We start from the raw sequence: 17290 nt of genomic DNA on the forward strand, positions 1-17290 counted from the left end.
TGGTGCCACAGATTCAGTCGTCATGCGCGGGCTTGACCCGCGCATCCATCACCTTGCGAAGAGAATGGATCGCCGGGTCAAGCCCGGCGATGACGACCGTGGTTATTCGCGGTCACCGGTCCCCTGACTCCGCTTCACCGCCGCCTCCAAACTCGCCGTCGCCGAGCCCGGCTTCAGCGGCTTCTGCTGGCTGTCATGCGGCGCCCAGCCGGAGATCCAGATGATGTCGAAGGTGGCGCGGATGCGGCCGTCGGGGTCGGCGAAACGCTCGGCGTAGATCTCCGCCATGCGCAGCAGGGTGGCGCGGCGCAGCGGCGTGCGGCGGCGCTCGACCAGGCTGTTGGCCGCGCCCATGCGGCGGAGGTCCTGCATCAGGCCGAAGGCGCTGGCATAGCGGACCACGACGCGGTCGACATCCGTCACCGGAAGCGCGAAGCCGGCCCGCTGCAGCAGGCCGCCGATGTCGCGCAGATCGGCGAACGGAGCGACGCGCGGCGAGACGCCGCCCTCGCATTCGGCTTCGGCCGCCGCGAAACTCTGCCGGAGCTCGGTCAGCGTATCGCCGCCAATCATCGCCGCGAGCAACAGACCGTCCGGCCGCAGGGCACGGCGGATCTGCACCAGCAGGCCGGGGAGATCGTTGACGAACTGGAACGCCAGCGCCGACAGCGCCAGATCGAGCGACTGCGGCGCCAGCGGCAAACGCTCGTCAGCGGTGTCGGGCGCGGCGAGATGCGCGAGCCGAGAGATCCGCCCGGCAAGATAGGGCTTCAGCCCTGCACCGGGGGTCCAGACGTCGGCTGCATCCGTGAAGGCGCGGTTCACCGCGGCAAGACGATCGCCGAGATCCTCGGCCACACGCTCGAGCAGGAAAGTCTCGGGCGCGTTCGCAGCCCGCTGCTGCCTGAGCGCAAGCAGGCGTCGATCGAACAGGACGGGAGCGGTGGCGGGCGAGGTCATGGCGGGCTGGTTACGCCGATCCTTCGGGACGGGCAATGCACCGCTTGAGCCAGGATGGTTGCGGCGCTAGCCTCAACAGATGGGTGTGACCTTTGCTCCAATCAGCGCTGGACGAATCCGCGCAGCCGCCGGCGCGCTGCAGGGCGGGCTCGCCCATGTCGCCAAGCTGGCGCTCGACATCGCCTTGCCGACCCTGTGCATCTCCTGCCGCGAGCCGGTCGACGGCGAGGGCGTCTGTGCCGCCTGCTGGGGCAAGCTGTCGTTCATCGAGCGGCCCTATTGCCCGAAGCTCGGCATCCCCTTCGTCTACGATCCCGGTCCGGAGCTGTTGTCGATGGAGGCGATCGCGGCGCCGCCGGCCTATGCCCGCGCCCGCGCGGCGGTGCGCTATGACGAGGTCGCACGCACCCTGGTGCATCAGCTGAAATATCAGGACCGCACCGATCTGGCGCCGATCATGGGACGCTGGATGGCCCGCGCCGGCCGTGAGCTGCTGGCCGAAGCCGACCTCGTGGTCCCCGTGCCCCTGCATTGGCGGCGGGGCTTTTCCCGCCGCTATAACCAGTCCGGCGCCCTTGCCCGGGTGGTCGCCCGCTGTAGCCGCGTCCGAATGAGCGGCGATACGCTGCGCCGGGTCCGCGCCACCGAGCAGCAGGTCGGCTTGTCGCGCCCCCAGCGTGCCAGCAATGTGCAGGGCGCATTCCAGGTATCTTCAGACCGCCTGCACGACGTGCAGGGACGCCGCATCGTCATCGTCGACGACGTCCTGACCACGGGGGCGACCGTGGATGCCTGCGCCCGCGCGCTGCTGCGCGCCAAGGCGGCGGAGGTCAGCGTGCTAGTCTTCGCCCGGGTTGTCGATGCCCCTCGCGCTCCCATATAATCTGACACTTCCGTAACAGCTGAGCGCGACATGACCGCTGCGATCGAAATCTATACCCGTCCGGGGTGCGGCTACTGCACGGCCGCCAAATCGCTCCTGACCCGCAAGAACGCTGCTTTCACCGAGCACGATGCGGGCAAGGATCCGAACGTCCGGCAGCAGATGTATGACCGCGTCGGCCCGGGCTCGACCTTCCCGCAGATCTTCATCGGCACCACCCATGTCGGCGGCTGCGACGATCTCTATGCACTCGATCGCGAGGGCAGGCTCGACGCCATGCTGGCCGGAGACAAGGCGACATCATGAGCAACGACCGCAGCTTTACCGCCGCCATGGTGCAGATGCGCACCGCGCTCCTGCCCGAGCCGAGCCTCGAGCAGGGCACCAGGCTGATCCGGGAAGCGGTCGCGCAAGGCGCGCAATACGTCCAGACGCCGGAAGTGAGCAACATGATGCAGCTCAACCGGACAGCGCTGTTCGCGCAGCTCAAGAGCGAGGAGGACGATCCCTCGCTCAAGGCTTATCGGGCGCTCGCCAAGGAGCTGAACATCCATCTGCACATCGGATCGCTGGCGCTGCGCTTCTCGGCCGAGAAGGCGGTGAACCGGTCGTTCCTGATCGGGCCCGACGGCAACGTGCTGGCGAGCTACGACAAGATCCACATGTTCGACATCGATCTGCCCGGCGGTGAGAGCTATCGCGAATCGGCCAACTACCAGCCGGGCGAGACCGCGGTGATCTCCGATCTGCCGTGGGGCCGCCTCGGACTGACGATCTGCTACGACGTCCGTTTCCCGGCACTGTATCGCGCGCTCGCCGAAAGCGGCGCCTCGTTCATCAGCGTCCCCTCCGCCTTCACCCGCAAGACCGGCGAGGCGCATTGGCACACGCTGCTGCGCGCCCGCGCCATCGAGACCGGCTGCTTCGTATTCGCCGCCGCGCAATGCGGCCTGCACGAGAACAAGCGCGAGACCTTCGGCCATTCGCTGATCATCGATCCCTGGGGCGAGATCCTCGCCGAGGGCGGCGTGGAGCCCGGCGTCATCGTCGCGAAGATCGATCCCTCCAGGGTCGAGAGCGTGCGCCAGACCATTCCCTCGCTGCAGCACGGCCGCCGCTTCGGCATCGCCGATCCCAAGGGCGGTCCGGACTATCTGCACCTCGTAAGAGGCTCGGCATGATCCGCTACGCGCTGCGCTGCGAGCGTGATCATACGTTCGAAAGCTGGTTTCAGAGCTCCTCGGCTTACGACTCGCAGGTGAAGCGCAAGCTGGTGGAGTGCCCGACCTGCGGCTCGACCGGAATCGAGAAAGCGATCATGGCGCCGCGCATCGTCAGCAAGAAGGGCCGCGAGGTGGCGCCCGTGCCCGCCGCGCCTGCCCCGGTGCCTGCACCCGCGCAGGACGTGATCCCGCCGGGATCGACGTCGCTGATGATGGCGCAGGAGCGTGAGCTGCGCGCCAAGCTCAAGGAGCTGCGCGACCACATCGTCAAGAACGCCGACGATGTCGGCGAGCGCTTCCCGACCGAGGCGCGCAAGATGCATTACGGCGAGACCGAGCACCGGCCGATCTATGGCGAGGCCTCGCTCGACGAAGCCCGCGAGCTGATCGAGGAAGGCATCGAGGTCGCCCCGATCCCGGTGCTGCCGGACGATCGGAATTGAGAGGCTGAGGGCGTCATCGGCGACAGCCTGCCAGTGATGCGCGCGCGATCTCGCCAAACTCTCCGTCATTGCGAGCGCAGCGAAGCAATCCAGAGTCCCGCCCACAGCCCTGGATTGCTTCGCTGCGCTCGCAATGACGGTGGAAATAGATCGACCTGAACTGCGACCTTCCTCCGGGAGATGACGATGTCCCCCCTCTCTTCCTCCTGGCAGCTGTGGGCGTTGTTGTCGGCGCTGTTCGCCGCACTCACCGCGATCTTCGCCAAGGTCGGCGTCGAAGGCCTGAACTCCGACCTGGCCACCTTGATCCGCACCGCAATCGTGCTGGTGACCCTGGCGCTGATCCTGTTCGCGACCGGTCAGCTCACAAGCCCTGGCCCGATCTCGACGAAGAGCTGGATCTTCCTGACGCTCTCGGCGCTCGGCACCGGCGCGTCCTGGCTGTGCTATTTCCGCGCCCTGAAGCTTGGGCCGGCGACACTGGTCGCACCGATCGACAAGCTCAGCGTCGTCCTCGTCGCGCTGTTCGGCGTGGTGTTCCTCGGCGAGCGGCCCAGCCTGCAGGGCTGGATCGGCATCGCGCTGATCGCCTGCGGCGCCGTGCTGATCGCGATCAAGGGCTGACTATACCGCAATCAGCAGCGCCACACCGGCGACGATCAGCGCGATGCCGCAGATCTCGCGCAGCGCGATCGGCTGCTTGAACGAGTAGTACGACACGCCCTGCGCGAACAGCACCTCGATCAGCGCCAGCGTACGGACATTGGCGGCTGCGGTCAGCGCAAACGCCAGGAACCAGAACTGCGAGGCGAAGGCGCCGACGAAGCCGGCCATCATCGACGGCCGCCACAGCGACAGGATGTCCCTGAGAATGTCCGGCGCGCGCGCCAGCAGATAAATGGTGAGGATCGCCGTCTGCACGAACAGGCCCCAGACCAGCGTGTAGGACGCCGCCGTGACGAAGGAGACGCCCTCGACGGTGATGATGGCGCCGCGGAAGCCCACGGCCGACAGCGCGAACGCGGCGGCGGCGACGAGGCCCGTCACGGTCGGCTTCAACTCCGCGAAGCTCTTCTCGCCGCCGGGCCGGAGCGCGGTGATGACGACGCCGATGGTGGCGATCAGGATCGCGATCAGCTTCGGCAGCGAGAGCGGATCGCCGAGAAAAATGAAGCCGAAGATCGCGGTCTGGATCGCCTCGGTCTTCAGATAGGCCGTGGTGACGACGAAGGAGCGATCGGTCATCGCCAGCAGCATCAAGCCGGTGGCGATGATCTGGCTGAGCGCGCCGAGCAGCAGCCAGGGCCAGAACGAAGCCGGTGGCCATGGCAGATGATCCCCCGTGGCCAGCAGCACCACCGTCAGGAACACCAGCGAGAACGGAAACCCGAACAGGAAGCGGATATTGGTCGCGCCCCACGTGCCGAGCTTGGCCGTCAACGACCGCTGCATCGCATTCCGCGCGACTTGGCCGGCGGCGGCGACGAGGGTGAAGGGGATCCAGAGCGAGGTGATGGAGAGCATTGGGGGCAACTGTGCGAGGGTGAGGCTGAGCACCGTGGCGAGGGCGGCGCGCGGGGTCAACAGCGCAAGTCGCCGTTCGGCTGCATGTCAGGATTGCAGCTCTCGGCAGAAGAGTCAGAACATTGTGCGTTTTGTGGTAAGCTCAAGCCACAAGCACGATGTCGTCCCTGCGAACGCAGGGACCCATAACCACCGGCTTCAATTGGGTTAGGCGATCCATCCACGCGATGGTGCGGCAATGTATTACGTCTATATTCTCGCGAGTGGCCGTCACGGTACATTGTATATCGGTGTGACCAACTCGATCCGAGCGCGCCTCGAGCAGCACCGCAACGGCGAAGGCTCTGATTTCGTCAGAAAGTACGGCGTGTTTCGCCTCGTCTACGTCGAAACCTACACCGTTGCCGAAGAAGCCATCACCCGCGAGAAGCAGCTCAAACGCTGGAAGCGCGACTGGAAGATCGAGCTGATCGAGCGCGACAATCTCGAATGGCGCGACCTCAGTGACCTGATCTCCTAGGGTGCCCCAAACCACTCCCTGGGGGTATGGGTCCCTGCGTTCGCAGGGACGACACCGAGTGTGGGGCGGCAGACGGGCTGACCTGCGGCGCCGAAGCTCAAGCAACGACGCCGAGGACGAAGTCGCCGAGAGAAACGCCGCTGTCGTCCCGGGCAAGCCCGGTGACGCGAAGCGGCAGCGGCCGCTGACCCGGGACCCATACCGCGTGATCTCTCTTGGGCCACGCCGCGCGTTGCAACGGTCGTGCCTCAAACGACTCCCGGGGTTATGGGTCCCTGCGTTCGCAGGGACGACACCGGTTTTGGAGCGGCATCGGGGCTGAACTGATGCTTGCAGGAGTACGGCGCGAACCGCGGTGGCCCCAGCGGCGAGGCTGGCTACACCACGGACGAAGTCGCCGAGAGAAACACCGCTGTCGTCCCGGGCAAGCCCGGTGACGCGAAGCGGCAGCGGGCGCTGACCCGGGACCCATACCGCGTGATCTGTCTTGGGGCACGCTGCGCGTTGCAACGGTCGTGCCTCAAACTCCTCCCGAGGTTATGGGTCCCTGCGTTCGCAGGGACGAGACCGGTGATGGAGCGGCAGACGGGCTGAACCAGGGAAGCAAAGGATGGGCGCGGCCTTACACCATGCGGCCCTACACCATCTGCTCGGCAACCATCATGTAGTTCACGTCCATGTCGGTGGACAGGCTCCAGCGGTCGGCGAAGGGGCTGTAGACGACGCCGCTCTGCTCGGTGATGACGAGGCGGTTGTCGAGCAGATACTTCGTCAGCTCGTCGGGGGTGACGAACTTGCTCCATTCGTGCGTGCCGCGCGGCAGCCAGCGCAGGACGTATTCGGCGCCGACGATGGCGAGCGCAAAGCTCTTCCAGTTGCGGTTCAGGGTCGAGACCACCATCATGCCGCCCGGCTTCAGCACCGCGGCGCAGCGGCCGAGGAAGGCGCCGACATCCGTGACGTGCTCGACGACTTCCATGGCCAGGACGATGTCGAAGCGCTCGCGCGGGTCCATCTCTTCGATGGTCGTGCAGCGATAGTCGATCGAGAGATGCCCCTTCTCCGCATGCAGCTTCGCGGCGGCGATGTTGCTGGCGGAGGGGTCGACGCCGACGACCTGCGCGCCCAGCCGCGTGAACGGCTCGCACAACAGGCCGGCGCCGCAGCCGATGTCGAGCATGCGCAGCCCCGACAGGCAGTTCAGGCTCTTGGCGTTGCGTTCGAACTTCCGGCACGCGGCATCGCGGATGTAGGTCAGGCGCAGCGGATTGATCTTGTGCAAGGGCGCCATCTTGCCCTTGGGGTCCCACCAGGTTTCGGACAGCTTCGAGAATTTTGCGATCTCCGAGGGATCGACGGTCGAGCCGGGAGAAACAGGGCTGCTGCGGGAATCCTGGGGCATTGTCATCGGTGATTACTCAATGATCGAAGCTGGACGCGACGGAGGCGCTAACGCGCCGTGATGGCGTTGCGGAACGCCAGCGGCTCCGCGATGGTCGAAATGGTTTCCTTGCCTTCGCCCACGCCCAGGATGGTGACGTCACCATAATTGAGAATGCGTCCCATGATGGTCTGATTGACGTCGACACTCTCGACCTTGTCGAGCGCCATTTCGAAGGTCCGGCGGCGGATGAAACCGGTTTTGTGCACGACGCGGCGGTTGGTGACGTCGGTCTCGGTCGTGAGGCGGTGGAACCAAGCCCGGACCGTCCAATACAGCGACACCACCGCGATCACGGCAGCAGTCGCCAGGCACAGCATCACGAGGTTGTCGTTCACGGTCATGCGGGAAAGGACGAGCAATCCAAACACGACGATCCAGGCCCCGATCGCCGGAAGGTAGAACATCCAGTGCGCATTGGTCGAATACAGCACCTTCTCGCCGGGTTGGAGGATTTCGTCGATGTAACGCGCCATACCAGTCCTCTACCCCACTCCGTCACCACAAGGAACCGTCTTGCCCCCGGCCGCGGCGCTATGTATACGCGCGTTTCGGCTGGCGCGCCTCCGGTTTCCGCGCGGGCCGGTCAACTTATCCTCCTGATGGGAATGAGCGCGTCGTCATGGGTCGCCTCGTGCTGAAATTCGGCGGCACTTCCGTCGCCAACATCGACCGCATCCGCAACGTCGCGCGCCACGTCAAGCGCGAGGTCGATGCCGGTCATGAAGTCGCCGTCGTGGTCTCGGCGATGTCCGGCAAGACCAACGAGCTGGTGGCCTGGTGCACCGAGGCCTCTGCGATGCACGACGCGCGCGAATATGATGCGGTCGTGGCCTCGGGTGAGCAGGTCACGTCCGGCCTGCTGGCGATCGTGCTGCAGAGCATGGGCATCCAGGCCCGCTCCTGGCAGGGCTGGCAGATCCCGATCAAGACCAGCGACGCCCATGCGTCGGCGCGAATCGTCGACATCGACGGCTCCGAGCTGATCAAGCGGTTCCGGGAGCGCAAGGAGGTCGCGGTCATCGCCGGCTTCCAGGGCATCAATACCGAGACCGGGCGAATCACCACGCTCGGCCGCGGCGGCTCGGATACCTCCGCGGTGGCGATCGCCGCCGCGATCAAGGCCGACCGCTGTGACATCTATACCGATGTCGACGGCGTCTACACCACCGATCCCCGCGTGGTGCCGAAGGCCAAGCGGCTCGACAAGATCGCCTTCGAGGACATGCTGGAGCTGGCGTCCCAGGGCGCCAAGGTGCTGCAGGTCCGCTCGGTGGAACTGGGCATGGTCCACAACATGCCGATCTTCGTCCGCTCCTCATTCGACAAGCCCGAGGATATCGACCCGCACGCCAACCAGCCGCCGGGGACGCTGATCTGCAGCGAGGAACAAATCATGGAAAACCACGTCGTGACCGGCATCGCCTTCTCCAAGGACGAGGCCCAGATCTCGGTGCGCCAGATCGAGGACAAGCCGGGGATCGCCGCCTCGATCTTCGGGCCGCTGGCGGATGCCAACATCAACGTCGACATGATCGTCCAGAATGTCTCCGAGGACGGCAAGACCACCGACCTGACCTTCACGGTGCCGGCGACCGACTATAACCGGGCGCGCGAGACCATCACGGCGGCCAAGGACAAGATCGGCTACCAGCGCCTGGACACCGCCACCGACGTGTCCAAGGTCTCGGTGATCGGCTCGGGCATGCGCAGCCATGCCGGCGTTGCCGCCAAGGGGTTTGCGGCGCTGGCCGCCCGCAACATCAATATCCGCGCGATCACGACCTCCGAGATCAAGTTCTCGGTGCTGATCGACGCCGCCTATACCGAACTGGCCGTCCGGACGCTGCATACGCTCTACGGACTGGACCAAGCCTAGAAAAATCTCCCCTGCTGCGCCGATGTCCCGTTCTGTAACAGCGGGACATCGCGCAGACGTGCGCGAAAGCCGTTGACGCCGTCGCCGGTGGCAGGCGTTTTGCTTGGCAAAACAAGCCCTAATTCGCTATACGCCTCGCAGGATGGCTGCCGCGAAAAGTGCTCCAGTGATGGTTGTCCTGATTCGACCTGGCATCCTCGACGTGCGAAGGTAGCGAATCAAGAAAGCTGTTCGATTTCGCGAGTTTAGCGCCAGTTCGGCCGCGTGCCGGTCTGGCCCCAGGAAGGGGGATTGTGCCACATGCGAAGCACGTCGGGAGGCCCCCGCGTCCTGCTCAGACGGCTTCGCGAGACCATGGCGGAGCAGGTCTCGGCACAGGAGCGGCTCGACAAGATCGTGGTGCTGATCGCGGCCAACATGGTCGCGGAGGTCTGCTCGGTCTATGTGCTGCGCGTCGACAACACCCTCGAGCTCTACGCCACCGAAGGTCTGAACCGCGACGCCGTCCACATCACGGTGATGAGCGCGCATGAGGGCCTGGTCGGCCTCGTCGCCAGCGAGGCCACCCCGCTCAATCTGAGCGACGCGCACAGCCACCCGGCCTTCTCGTATCGCCCTGAGACCGGCGAAGAAATCTACCATTCCTTCCTCGGCGTGCCGATCCTGCGCGCCGGCAACACGCTCGGCGTGCTGGTGGTGCAGAACCGCGCCAAGCGCACCTATGTCGAGGAAGAGGTCGAGGCGCTGCAGACCACCGCGATGGTGCTCGCCGAGATGATCGCCTCGGGCGAGCTTGCAGCGCTCGCCCAGCCCGGCGCGGAGCCGGCGGTACGGCACTCCATCCACAAGAACGGCGCGGTGCTGTCGGACGGCATCGCGCTCGGCCATGTCGTGCTCCACGAGCCGCGCGTCGTCGTCAACAACTACATCGCCGAGGACCTGCCGAAGGAGATCAAGCGGCTCGATGCCGCCTTGGTCAAGCTGCGCGCCGATCTCGACCGCATGCTGGAGCGCGGCGACGTTGCCGATGGCGGTGAGCATCGCGAGGTGCTCGAAGCCTACCGCATGTTCGCCAACGATCAGGGCTGGTCGCACAAGCTGCACGAGGCCGTCGCCACCGGCCTCACGGCCGAAGCCGCCGTCGAGCGCGTGCAGTCCGACACCCGCGCCCGCATGCTGCGCTCGACCGATCCCTATCTGCGCGAGCGCCTGCACGATCTCGAGGATCTCGGCTACCGGCTGCTGCGCCAGCTGGTCGGCCAGGATCACGCGCCGAGCCGCGACCACCTGCCCGACAATGCCATCCTGATCGCCCGCGCGATGGGCCCGGCGGCGCTACTCGACTACGACCGCAAGCGGCTGCGCGGGCTGGTGCTGGAGGAAGGCACCGCCAACTCGCATGTCGCGATCGTGGCGCGCGCGCTCGGCATCCCCGCCGTCGGCGAGGTGCCGAACGCGCCGGGCATCGCCGATCCCGGCGACGCGATCATCGTCGACGGCACGTCCGGCTCGATCTATGTGCGGCCGTCAGCCGAGATCGAATCCGCCTATGCCGAGCGGGTGCGCTTCCGCGCCCGCCGCCAGGCGCAGTACAGCGAGCTGCGCAACAAGCCCTGCAAGACCAAGGACGGCCAGCCGGTCGAGCTGATGATCAATGCGGGCCTCGTCATCGACCTGCCGCATATCGAGGACACCGGTAGCGCCGGCATCGGCCTGTTCCGCACCGAGCTGCAGTTCATGGTGTCGGCCAGCCTGCCTCGCTCCAGCGATCAGCTCGCGCTGTATCGCACGGTGCTCGACGCCGCCGGCAACAGGCCTGTCACGTTCCGGACACTCGACATCGGCGGCGACAAGGCGCTGCCCTACATGGAGACGGTGATCGAGGAGAATCCCGCGCTCGGCTGGCGCGCGATCCGCCTCGGGCTCGACCGACCGGGCCTGCTGCGCGGCCAGATCCGGGCGCTGCTGCGCGCCGGCGGCGGGCGCTCGCTGCGCATCATGTTCCCGATGATCTCGGAGGTCGCCGAGTTCGACACTGCGAAAGCGATCGTCGAACGCGAGCTGACTTATCTGCGCCAGCACGGCCACACGCTGCCGGAGCGCGTCGACATCGGCACCATGCTCGAAGTGCCGGCGCTGCTGTATCAGCTCGACGAGCTGCTCTCGAAGGTCGATTTCATCTCGGTCGGCTCGAACGACCTGTTCCAGTTCCTGTTCGCGGTCGACCGCGGCAATGCCAAGGTGTCCGAGCGCTTCGACACGCTGTCGACGCCGATCCTGCGCGCGCTGCGGGAGATCGTGTGCAAGGCCAAGGCCGCCAAGCGGTCGGTGTCGCTGTGCGGCGAGATGGCCTCCAAGCCGATCGGCGCGCTGGCGCTGATCGCGCTCGGCTACCGCTCGCTGTCGCTGTCCGCCACCGCGCACGGCCCGGTGAAGGCGATGATCCTCGAGCTCGACGCCGCCAAGGCGGAAGCCAAGATGGCCGAGTGGCTGGCGGCGCCGGCCGGCAGCTTCTCGATGCGGCAGAAGCTGACCGAGTTCGCCGAGAGCGAAGGCCTCGCGCTGTAGCGGGCCTGTCCCGCCGCGCGTCTTCCGTCAGTATCGTTTATTCCTACATCAGATTGCATCATGTCGTCGCTTCCCGAAGCCAAACTGGACGTTCTATTGGCGCATCACGCCTCGCTCGAGGCGGAGCTGCTCGGCCAGGTCAATTCCGACCGCTACGTGCAGATCACGCGTGAGCTCGCCGAGCTCAATCCGCTGATCGACGCGGTGAAGGCTTATCGTTCAGGGGTCAAAGAGCTCGCCGACACCGAAGCGCTGATTGCCGATCCCGAGACCGATGCCGAGATGCGCGCGATGGCCGAGGCCGAGCGCGACGAGCTGGTCGCGCGCCGCGGCGAGCTGGAGCAGAAGATTCGCGTCGCGCTGTTGCCGAAGGACGCGATGGACGACCGCAACGTCGTGCTCGAAATCCGCGCCGGCACCGGCGGCGACGAGGCCTCTTTGTTCGCCGGCGATCTGTTCCGCATGTATGAGCGCTTCGCGAGCCTGCAGGGCTGGAAGGTCGAGGTGATCTCGGCCTCCGAGGGCACCGTGGGCGGCTACAAGGAAATCATCGCCGAGGTGCAGGGCCGCGGCGCCTTCGCCAAGTTGAAATTTGAATCCGGCGTGCACCGTGTGCAGCGCGTTCCCGACACCGAGACGCAGGGACGCATCCACACCTCTGCCGCCACCGTCGCCGTGCTGCCGGAGGTCGAGGACGTCGACGTCGACATCAAGCAGGACGATCTGCGCATCGAGACCATGCGCGCGCAAGGCGCCGGCGGCCAGCACGTCAACAAGACGGAATCGGCGATCCGCATCACCCACATTCCGACCGGCATCGTGGTGATGATGCAGGACAGCCGATCGCAGCATAAGAACCGCGCCTCGGCGATGAACATTTTGCGCTCGCGCATCTACGACGCCGAGCGGCAGAAGGTCGACGCCGCGCGCTCCGCCGAGCGCAAGGAGAAGGTCGGCTCCGGCGACCGCTCCGAACGCATCCGCACCTACAATTTCCCGCAGGGGCGCGTCACCGACCACCGCATCAACCTGACCCTCTACAAGCTGCCGCAGGTGATCGCGGGCGAAGCACTGGGCGAACTGATCGACGCGCTGACGACGGAGCACCAGGCCGCGCAGCTCGCCGCCCAGGGCGCGGCGGCGTGAGGCGCGTGCGCGCGCTGCCGACCGACGCGCGACCCTGCCGCGACACTCTCGGTGTCGTCCCTGCGAACGCAGGGACTCAGAACCACAGGCTTCAGTGGTTGGCACCGACGGCAACTCCGATCGCCCGTCCCGCGCTTGCACGGCGTATGGATCCCCGCGTTCGCGGGGATGACGCGTGGAAAGAACTTGCGCGATGACCGACATCGTCGCCGGCGTGACCATCGATGCAGCTCGCCGCGCGCTCGTGGCGCGGTTGGGCGAGGCGGGCTTGGACTCGCCCGAACTGGATGCGCGGTTGCTGGTGGGGCATGCGTTGCAGCTCGATCTGACCGGCCTCGTGACCCACGGCAAGCGCGCCCTCTCCGATGACGACGCGCAACGCCTGGGCGCGCTGCTCCAGCGCCGTCTGGCCGGCGAGCCCGTGGCCCGCATCCTCGGCACCAAGGAGTTCTGGGGCCTGGAGCTACGATTGTCAGCCGACACGCTGGTGCCGCGGCCGGACACCGAGACAGTGGTCGAGCTGGCACTGGAGCATCTCGTGGCCGGCGGCGGGCTGACGCGGCCCTTGCGGATCGCCGATCTCGGCACCGGCTCCGGCGCCATCCTGCTGGCGCTGCTGTCCGAGTTGCCGCAGGCTTTCGGCGTCGGCACCGACATCAACGTCTCCGCGCTCATGACGGCGCGGGAGAATGCGCGCGCGTTGGGGCTGGACGACCGCACCGGCTTCGTCGCCTGCTCCTATGCGGCCGCGCTGGCGCCGCCGTTCGATCTGATCGTGTCGAACCCGCCTTACATCCGCTCGACCGACATCGCCGATCTCGCGGTCGAGGTGCGCAGCCACGATCCCTTGCGTGCGCTCGATGGCGGCGGTGACGGACTCGACGCCTATCGCGCGCTGATTCCGCAGGCCACACGGCTGCTGCACCCCGGCGGCGCGGTCATCGTGGAGGTCGGTCACGACCAGAGCGGCGACGTCGCCAACCTGATGATGGAGGCCGGTCTGACGTACGATTCGGCAGCCACGCGGGCCGATTTGGCGGGTGTTCCACGGGCGGTCATGGGCCTAAAAAAGCTCCGGTAAAGGCCGTTCGATCCAGAAAAAGCTCTTGGAATATCCCTTGGGAGCGACTACGTTCCCTCCATAGCATCGGCGCAGGCCCCGCTGAGCGGTATTCATGGAACACCGCCGCGGACAGATGACAGAGAGCCGCGCCGGGCGATTGGTTCCAGAACGCAGATCTGTTGAGCGCGAGAGCCGGATGGCTGCGCAGCCTACGACTGCAAAGCGAACGAAAGCCTGACTTTGCACTTGAGGTCTTACGCGAAGCAAACTGGGTCGGTCGTGGCGAACCTCGCCCTGGCTGGCTGAATGACGTGGTTCGCCGGCCGAACGAGCCGGTGGGTGGGGAACGCGTGTTGAACGCGCTTTTGTCGAGCGAATCGGCTGTCGATCACATCGGCATGGGTCGGATCTGGCATGTCGGGATCGGCATCGCCCGGACCGGACTGCGCGCCACGCGCCCGGACCGCGGGACGGTATTTCAATACGGCATCGGTATTCTGATGACAATCAATGCTCTGACAATCAGTGCTCCTAACGCAGGGTTGGAATAAAGGCAGGACATGAGAAACGGTCAAAACAACAAGCGGATGCGCAACCGCAACAACGGTAACAACAACAATAATAACCGGCGCGGCCAGAATCCTCTGACCAGGGTGTTCGAGTCCAACGGGCCGGACATCAAGATCCGCGGCACTGCCTCCCATGTGGCCGAAAAATACGTCCAGCTTGCGCGCGACGCCCGCTCCTCGGGCGACCCCGTTGCCGCCGAGAACTACTACCAGCACGCCGAGCACTATTTCCGCCTGATTGCCGCTGCCCAGGAGCAGTTCCGTCAGAACCAGCCGCAGCCGCGCGCAGCCGACGATCTGACCGTCGACGATCTCGATGATGACGGCGAGAGCTTCTCGCATTTCGGTCAGGAGCCGGGCTTCGTTCAGCCTCAACCTCAACCCCAAGCCCAGCCGTTCATGCGCGACCGTGACGGCGGCCAGCGCGAGCGTGGCGACAACCAGCAGCCCTATCAGCGCGATCAGCAGCAGCCGCGCGAGCACCGCGAAGCCCGCGAGCACCGTCAGCCCCGCGAGCATCGTGAGCCGAGAGAGCCCCGCGAGCATCGCGAACCGCGTGAACAGCGCGAGCCGCAGGAGCATCGCGAGCGGGAGCCGCGGGAGCAGCGCGAACGTCCGCAGCCCGCGCAGTATCAGCCGCAACCTCAGCCCGTCGTCGCAGACAGCGGGGTCGATCGCCTGCCATCCTTCATCACCGGCCCGCAGCCGCAGATCGCCAATGCGCCCGCCGCGTTCGAAGGTGGCGCCGAGCGTTACCCCCGTCGCCGGCGTCGGCCGCACGGTCCCCGTGCGGAAGCCGCCGTTGCTGCGCCTGCGCCGAGCGAAGATATCAATCCCGGCGAATGACGCTCGCGATTGCGCTTTGACCACACGGGCGGGCCATGAGCCCGCCCGCTTTTTTTATGCCGGCTTTGCCTTGCATCGGCGCAAGGCTATTTGGCGTAAGACTCATCACCGCACGACTAATCGCGTCGGTCCTCGCTACCGCGGTTCGAGCCCTGCGCGGACGGCGCCGGCGTCAGCACGGGCTCCAGCCGCGGGATCAGCCTGATGCGCTCGCGACGTGCCGGGATCACGCGATAAACCTGCTTGGTCGCTTCAACGATATGGACGCCTGCGAACGGCAGCGACAGCGCCGCGCCGACGCGCTCCCAGGCCATTGCCGATTTCAGGAACCAGCCGCCGACCGGCGGCATGAACAACGCCTCGCCCCAGGCGCTCGGCGTGAACCAGGTCTGCCGCAGCAACTGCGTGATCTGCGAGCGCGAATAGGGCCGGCCGTGGCCGAACGGCGTGTTGTCGGTCCGCGTCCAGACGCCGCGGCGGTTGGGAATGACGATGATCATGCGGCCCGCGGGCGCCAGCACGCGCCAGACCTCGCGCAGCAGCCCGGCCGGATCGTCGGACATTTCCAGCGCATGCACGATCAGGATCCGGTCGACCGCGGAGTCCGGCAGCGGCAGTGAGAACTCGTCCACCAGCGACGCCAATGTCGGCCGTGCGGTCGGCCATTTCAGCACACCCTGCGCAGCCGGCATGAAGGCGATGCAGCGCTCGGAATCCTCACGGAACAGTCCGAGATAGGGTGTGGGATAGCCGATGCCGAGCACGCGCTGCCCGGCCGCGCTCGGCCAGCGCGCCCGGATGCCGCGGTTGATCAAGAGCCGCGCGACGATCCCCAGGCGTCCCGAATAGAAATTCCTCAGGTCGATCACGTCCATGACGTCAATGTATCATGCGGACGCGGGCGGTCGCGCGCCCAATATTGCGTTGCGCCTGCAGCGTTAACGCCATATCTCTGCCCGGCAATATCGCCGACGGAGACATCATGGCCGCTGACATCCGCGTCTTCACCTGTCTGTCCGATAATTTCGGCTACCTGATCCACGATCCCGCGACCGGCGCCACCGCCTCCATCGACGCGCCGGAAGCCGGTCCGATCGTGCGCCAGCTCGAGGCCGCCGGCTGGACCCTCACCGACATCCTGGTCACACATCATCATCACGACCATGTCGGCGCGGTCGCCGAGCTGAAGCAGCGCTATGGCTGCCGCGTCGTGGCGCCGCACGACAAGACCACGGCGATCGGCCATGTCGACCTGCGCGTCGCCCATGGCGACGTCGTCAAGATCGGCGAGCTGCTCGCGCGCGTGCTGGAGACGCCCGGCCATACGCTCGATCACGTGTCCTATGTGTTCGATGCCGACAAGGCAGTGTTCGCCGCCGACACGCTGTTCTCGATCGGCTGCGGCCGCGTGTTCGAGGGCACCTATCCGATGATGTGGGATTCGCTCTTGAAGCTCCGCACGCTGCCGGACGATTTCAGGCTGTATTGCGGCCACGAATACACCGCCTCGAACGTCAAGTTCGCGCTGACGGTCGATCCGGACAATGAGGCGCTGAAGGCCCGCGCGGCCGAGGTGACGCGGCTGCGCGCTGCCAATCAGCCGACCATCCCGGTGCTGCTCGGCGAGGAGAAGCTGGCCAACGTGTTCCTTCGCGCCGACGATCCCGCAGTCGGGATCCGGCTGCGCATGAAGGGCGCGAGCGCAGAGGACGTGTTCGGCGAGCTGCGCGAGCGCAAGAACAAGTCGTAGGACGCATCACGCCCATGACCGCGCTCTCCGCAGCCGACATCATCGCGCGCCTCGATCTCCAGCCGCACCCGGAGGGCGGACATTTTCGCGAGACGTTTCGCGACACGGTCGTCGATGCGTCCGGGCGTGCGGCATCGACCTTGATCTATTTCCTGCTCGCGCGCGGCGAGCGCTCGCATTGGCACCGGGTCGATGCGGTCGAGACCTGGCACTACTATGCCGGAGCGCCGCTGTTGCTGCGCATCGCTGGCAGCGGCGAAGCGCCGCAGACGACGACGCTCGGCATCGACCTCATGGCCGGCCAGCAGCCGCAGGCGGTGGTCCCCACTCACGCATGGCAAACGGCCGAGAGCACCGGCGACTGGACTCTCGTCGGCTGCACGGTGGCGCCGGGATTCGACTTTGCGGGATTCGAGCTCGCGCCTCCCGGTTGGGAGCCGCCCGTTTAGAGCATGATCCGGAAAAGTGGAAACCG

At 66.3% G+C, this 17290-nt stretch carries 19 protein-coding genes; 14 read left to right on the plus strand and 5 right to left on the minus strand.

All coding sequences use genetic code 11. The features are described from left to right. Positions 1-102: 102 nt before the first annotated feature. A complete protein-coding gene (locus NLR35_RS18255; protein WP_257167904.1) occupies positions 103-960 on the minus strand; it encodes a methyltransferase domain-containing protein in 858 nt (285 codons plus the stop codon). A 79-nt stretch (positions 961-1039) separates the two neighbouring features. Between NLR35_RS18255 and NLR35_RS18260 the strand changes: the two genes are divergently transcribed. From NLR35_RS18260 to NLR35_RS18280, 5 genes are all read left to right on the plus strand, one after another. Further along, entirely contained in the window at positions 1040-1843 is an 804-nt protein-coding gene (locus NLR35_RS18260) for a ComF family protein (protein ID WP_257167905.1), read from the plus strand. A 30-nt stretch (positions 1844-1873) separates the two neighbouring features. Then, complete coding sequence (gene grxC / locus NLR35_RS18265) at positions 1874-2149, plus strand: glutaredoxin 3 (RefSeq protein WP_257167906.1); 276 nt, start codon at positions 1874-1876, stop codon at positions 2147-2149. After that, positions 2146-3024: a carbon-nitrogen hydrolase family protein gene (locus tag NLR35_RS18270; RefSeq protein ID WP_257167907.1), complete on the plus strand. Its 879-nt coding sequence runs from the start codon at positions 2146-2148 to the stop codon at positions 3022-3024. The genes grxC and NLR35_RS18270 overlap by 4 nt, the downstream gene beginning before the upstream one ends. After that, positions 3021-3509 carry a DUF1178 family protein gene (locus tag NLR35_RS18275; RefSeq protein WP_257167908.1) on the plus strand — a complete coding sequence of 163 codons (489 nt, stop codon included), beginning with the start codon at positions 3021-3023 and terminating at the stop codon, positions 3507-3509. Before NLR35_RS18270 ends, NLR35_RS18275 begins: the two co-directional genes overlap by 4 nt. Before the next feature lie 186 nt (positions 3510-3695). Beyond that, complete coding sequence (locus NLR35_RS18280; RefSeq protein WP_257167909.1) at positions 3696-4133, plus strand: EamA family transporter; 438 nt, start codon at positions 3696-3698, stop codon at positions 4131-4133. On the opposite strand, the gene NLR35_RS18285 is transcribed toward NLR35_RS18280, so the two are convergent. Then, positions 4134-5033 (minus strand): EamA family transporter, encoded by a 900-nt coding sequence (locus tag NLR35_RS18285; RefSeq protein WP_257167910.1) that lies wholly within the window; start codon positions 5031-5033, stop codon positions 4134-4136. It lies immediately after the preceding gene. Positions 5034-5271: 238 nt separating this feature from the next. Between NLR35_RS18285 and NLR35_RS18290 the strand changes: the two genes are divergently transcribed. Then, positions 5272-5553, plus strand: a complete 282-nt coding sequence (locus NLR35_RS18290; protein WP_257167911.1) for a GIY-YIG nuclease family protein — start codon at positions 5272-5274, stop codon at positions 5551-5553. A gap of 637 nt (positions 5554-6190) precedes the next feature. On the opposite strand, the gene ubiG is transcribed toward NLR35_RS18290, so the two are convergent. Together ubiG and NLR35_RS18300 are read right to left on the minus strand one after the other, a co-directional pair. Further along, complete coding sequence (gene ubiG / locus NLR35_RS18295; protein WP_374940830.1) at positions 6191-6955, minus strand: bifunctional 2-polyprenyl-6-hydroxyphenol methylase/3-demethylubiquinol 3-O-methyltransferase UbiG; 765 nt, start codon at positions 6953-6955, stop codon at positions 6191-6193. A gap of 47 nt (positions 6956-7002) precedes the next feature. Then, positions 7003-7470 (minus strand): PH domain-containing protein, encoded by a 468-nt coding sequence (locus NLR35_RS18300; protein ID WP_006610249.1) that lies wholly within the window; start codon positions 7468-7470, stop codon positions 7003-7005. A 146-nt stretch (positions 7471-7616) separates the two neighbouring features. Between NLR35_RS18300 and NLR35_RS18305 the strand changes: the two genes are divergently transcribed. From NLR35_RS18305 to NLR35_RS18330, 6 genes are all read left to right on the plus strand, one after another. Then, the gene (locus NLR35_RS18305; protein WP_257167913.1) at positions 7617-8873 is read left to right on the plus strand and encodes an aspartate kinase; all 1257 of its coding nucleotides are present in this window, start codon (positions 7617-7619) and stop codon (positions 8871-8873) included. A gap of 300 nt (positions 8874-9173) precedes the next feature. Further along, positions 9174-11441, plus strand: a complete 2268-nt coding sequence (gene ptsP / locus NLR35_RS18310) for a phosphoenolpyruvate--protein phosphotransferase (protein ID WP_257167914.1) — start codon at positions 9174-9176, stop codon at positions 11439-11441. 60 nt (positions 11442-11501) lie between these two features. Then, the gene (prfA, locus tag NLR35_RS18315; protein WP_257167915.1) at positions 11502-12587 is read left to right on the plus strand and encodes a peptide chain release factor 1; all 1086 of its coding nucleotides are present in this window, start codon (positions 11502-11504) and stop codon (positions 12585-12587) included. Between the two features lie 193 nt (positions 12588-12780). Then, positions 12781-13668: a peptide chain release factor N(5)-glutamine methyltransferase gene (prmC, locus tag NLR35_RS18320; protein WP_257167916.1), complete on the plus strand. Its 888-nt coding sequence runs from the start codon at positions 12781-12783 to the stop codon at positions 13666-13668. 335 nt (positions 13669-14003) lie between these two features. Beyond that, on the plus strand, positions 14004-14201 hold the full coding sequence (locus NLR35_RS18325) for a hypothetical protein (protein WP_257167917.1): 198 nt from the start codon (positions 14004-14006) through the stop codon (positions 14199-14201). A 9-nt stretch (positions 14202-14210) separates the two neighbouring features. Next, entirely contained in the window at positions 14211-15065 is an 855-nt protein-coding gene (locus NLR35_RS18330; RefSeq protein WP_257167918.1) for a DUF4167 domain-containing protein, read from the plus strand. Between the two features lie 116 nt (positions 15066-15181). Here the strand turns inward: NLR35_RS18330 and NLR35_RS18335 are convergent, their stop codons facing one another. After that, positions 15182-15940, minus strand: coding sequence for a class I SAM-dependent methyltransferase (locus NLR35_RS18335; protein ID WP_006610255.1), 759 nt, complete (start codon positions 15938-15940; stop codon positions 15182-15184). A 107-nt stretch (positions 15941-16047) separates the two neighbouring features. Here NLR35_RS18335 and gloB point away from each other — a divergent pair, with 107 nt between their 5' ends. Together gloB and NLR35_RS18345 are read left to right on the plus strand one after the other, a co-directional pair. Continuing rightward, positions 16048-16815: a hydroxyacylglutathione hydrolase gene (gloB, locus tag NLR35_RS18340; protein WP_257167919.1), complete on the plus strand. Its 768-nt coding sequence runs from the start codon at positions 16048-16050 to the stop codon at positions 16813-16815. Positions 16816-16829: 14 nt separating this feature from the next. Further along, positions 16830-17264 (plus strand): cupin domain-containing protein, encoded by a 435-nt coding sequence (locus NLR35_RS18345; protein ID WP_257167920.1) that lies wholly within the window; start codon positions 16830-16832, stop codon positions 17262-17264. The last annotated feature ends 26 nt before the right edge of the window (positions 17265-17290 follow it).

The sequence above is a fragment of the Bradyrhizobium sp. SRS-191 genome, assembly GCF_024586915.1.
Lineage (GTDB): Bacteria > Pseudomonadota > Alphaproteobacteria > Rhizobiales > Xanthobacteraceae > Bradyrhizobium.

Excerpts from the sequence above, each read along its gene's own strand:
- NLR35_RS18255 (WP_257167904.1), bottom strand. The coding sequence starts at position 960 with ATGACCTCGCCCGCCACCGCTCCCGTCCTGTTCGATCGACGCCTGCTT.
- NLR35_RS18260 (WP_257167905.1), top strand. The coding sequence starts at position 1,040 with ATGGGTGTGACCTTTGCTCCAATCAGCGCTGGACGAATCCGCGCAGCC.
- grxC (WP_257167906.1), top strand. The coding sequence starts at position 1,874 with ATGACCGCTGCGATCGAAATCTATACCCGTCCGGGGTGCGGCTACTGC.
- NLR35_RS18270 (WP_257167907.1), top strand. The coding sequence starts at position 2,146 with ATGAGCAACGACCGCAGCTTTACCGCCGCCATGGTGCAGATGCGCACC.
- NLR35_RS18275 (WP_257167908.1), top strand. The coding sequence starts at position 3,021 with ATGATCCGCTACGCGCTGCGCTGCGAGCGTGATCATACGTTCGAAAGC.
- NLR35_RS18280 (WP_257167909.1), top strand. The coding sequence starts at position 3,696 with ATGTCCCCCCTCTCTTCCTCCTGGCAGCTGTGGGCGTTGTTGTCGGCG.
- NLR35_RS18285 (WP_257167910.1), bottom strand. The coding sequence starts at position 5,033 with ATGCTCTCCATCACCTCGCTCTGGATCCCCTTCACCCTCGTCGCCGCC.
- NLR35_RS18290 (WP_257167911.1), top strand. The coding sequence starts at position 5,272 with ATGTATTACGTCTATATTCTCGCGAGTGGCCGTCACGGTACATTGTAT.
- ubiG (WP_374940830.1), bottom strand. The coding sequence starts at position 6,955 with ATGCCCCAGGATTCCCGCAGCAGCCCTGTTTCTCCCGGCTCGACCGTC.
- NLR35_RS18300 (WP_006610249.1), bottom strand. The coding sequence starts at position 7,470 with ATGGCGCGTTACATCGACGAAATCCTCCAACCCGGCGAGAAGGTGCTG.
- NLR35_RS18305 (WP_257167913.1), top strand. The coding sequence starts at position 7,617 with ATGGGTCGCCTCGTGCTGAAATTCGGCGGCACTTCCGTCGCCAACATC.
- ptsP (WP_257167914.1), top strand. The coding sequence starts at position 9,174 with ATGCGAAGCACGTCGGGAGGCCCCCGCGTCCTGCTCAGACGGCTTCGC.
- prfA (WP_257167915.1), top strand. The coding sequence starts at position 11,502 with ATGTCGTCGCTTCCCGAAGCCAAACTGGACGTTCTATTGGCGCATCAC.
- prmC (WP_257167916.1), top strand. The coding sequence starts at position 12,781 with ATGACCGACATCGTCGCCGGCGTGACCATCGATGCAGCTCGCCGCGCG.
- NLR35_RS18330 (WP_257167918.1), top strand. The coding sequence starts at position 14,211 with ATGAGAAACGGTCAAAACAACAAGCGGATGCGCAACCGCAACAACGGT.
- NLR35_RS18335 (WP_006610255.1), bottom strand. The coding sequence starts at position 15,940 with ATGGACGTGATCGACCTGAGGAATTTCTATTCGGGACGCCTGGGGATC.
- gloB (WP_257167919.1), top strand. The coding sequence starts at position 16,048 with ATGGCCGCTGACATCCGCGTCTTCACCTGTCTGTCCGATAATTTCGGC.
- NLR35_RS18345 (WP_257167920.1), top strand. The coding sequence starts at position 16,830 with ATGACCGCGCTCTCCGCAGCCGACATCATCGCGCGCCTCGATCTCCAG.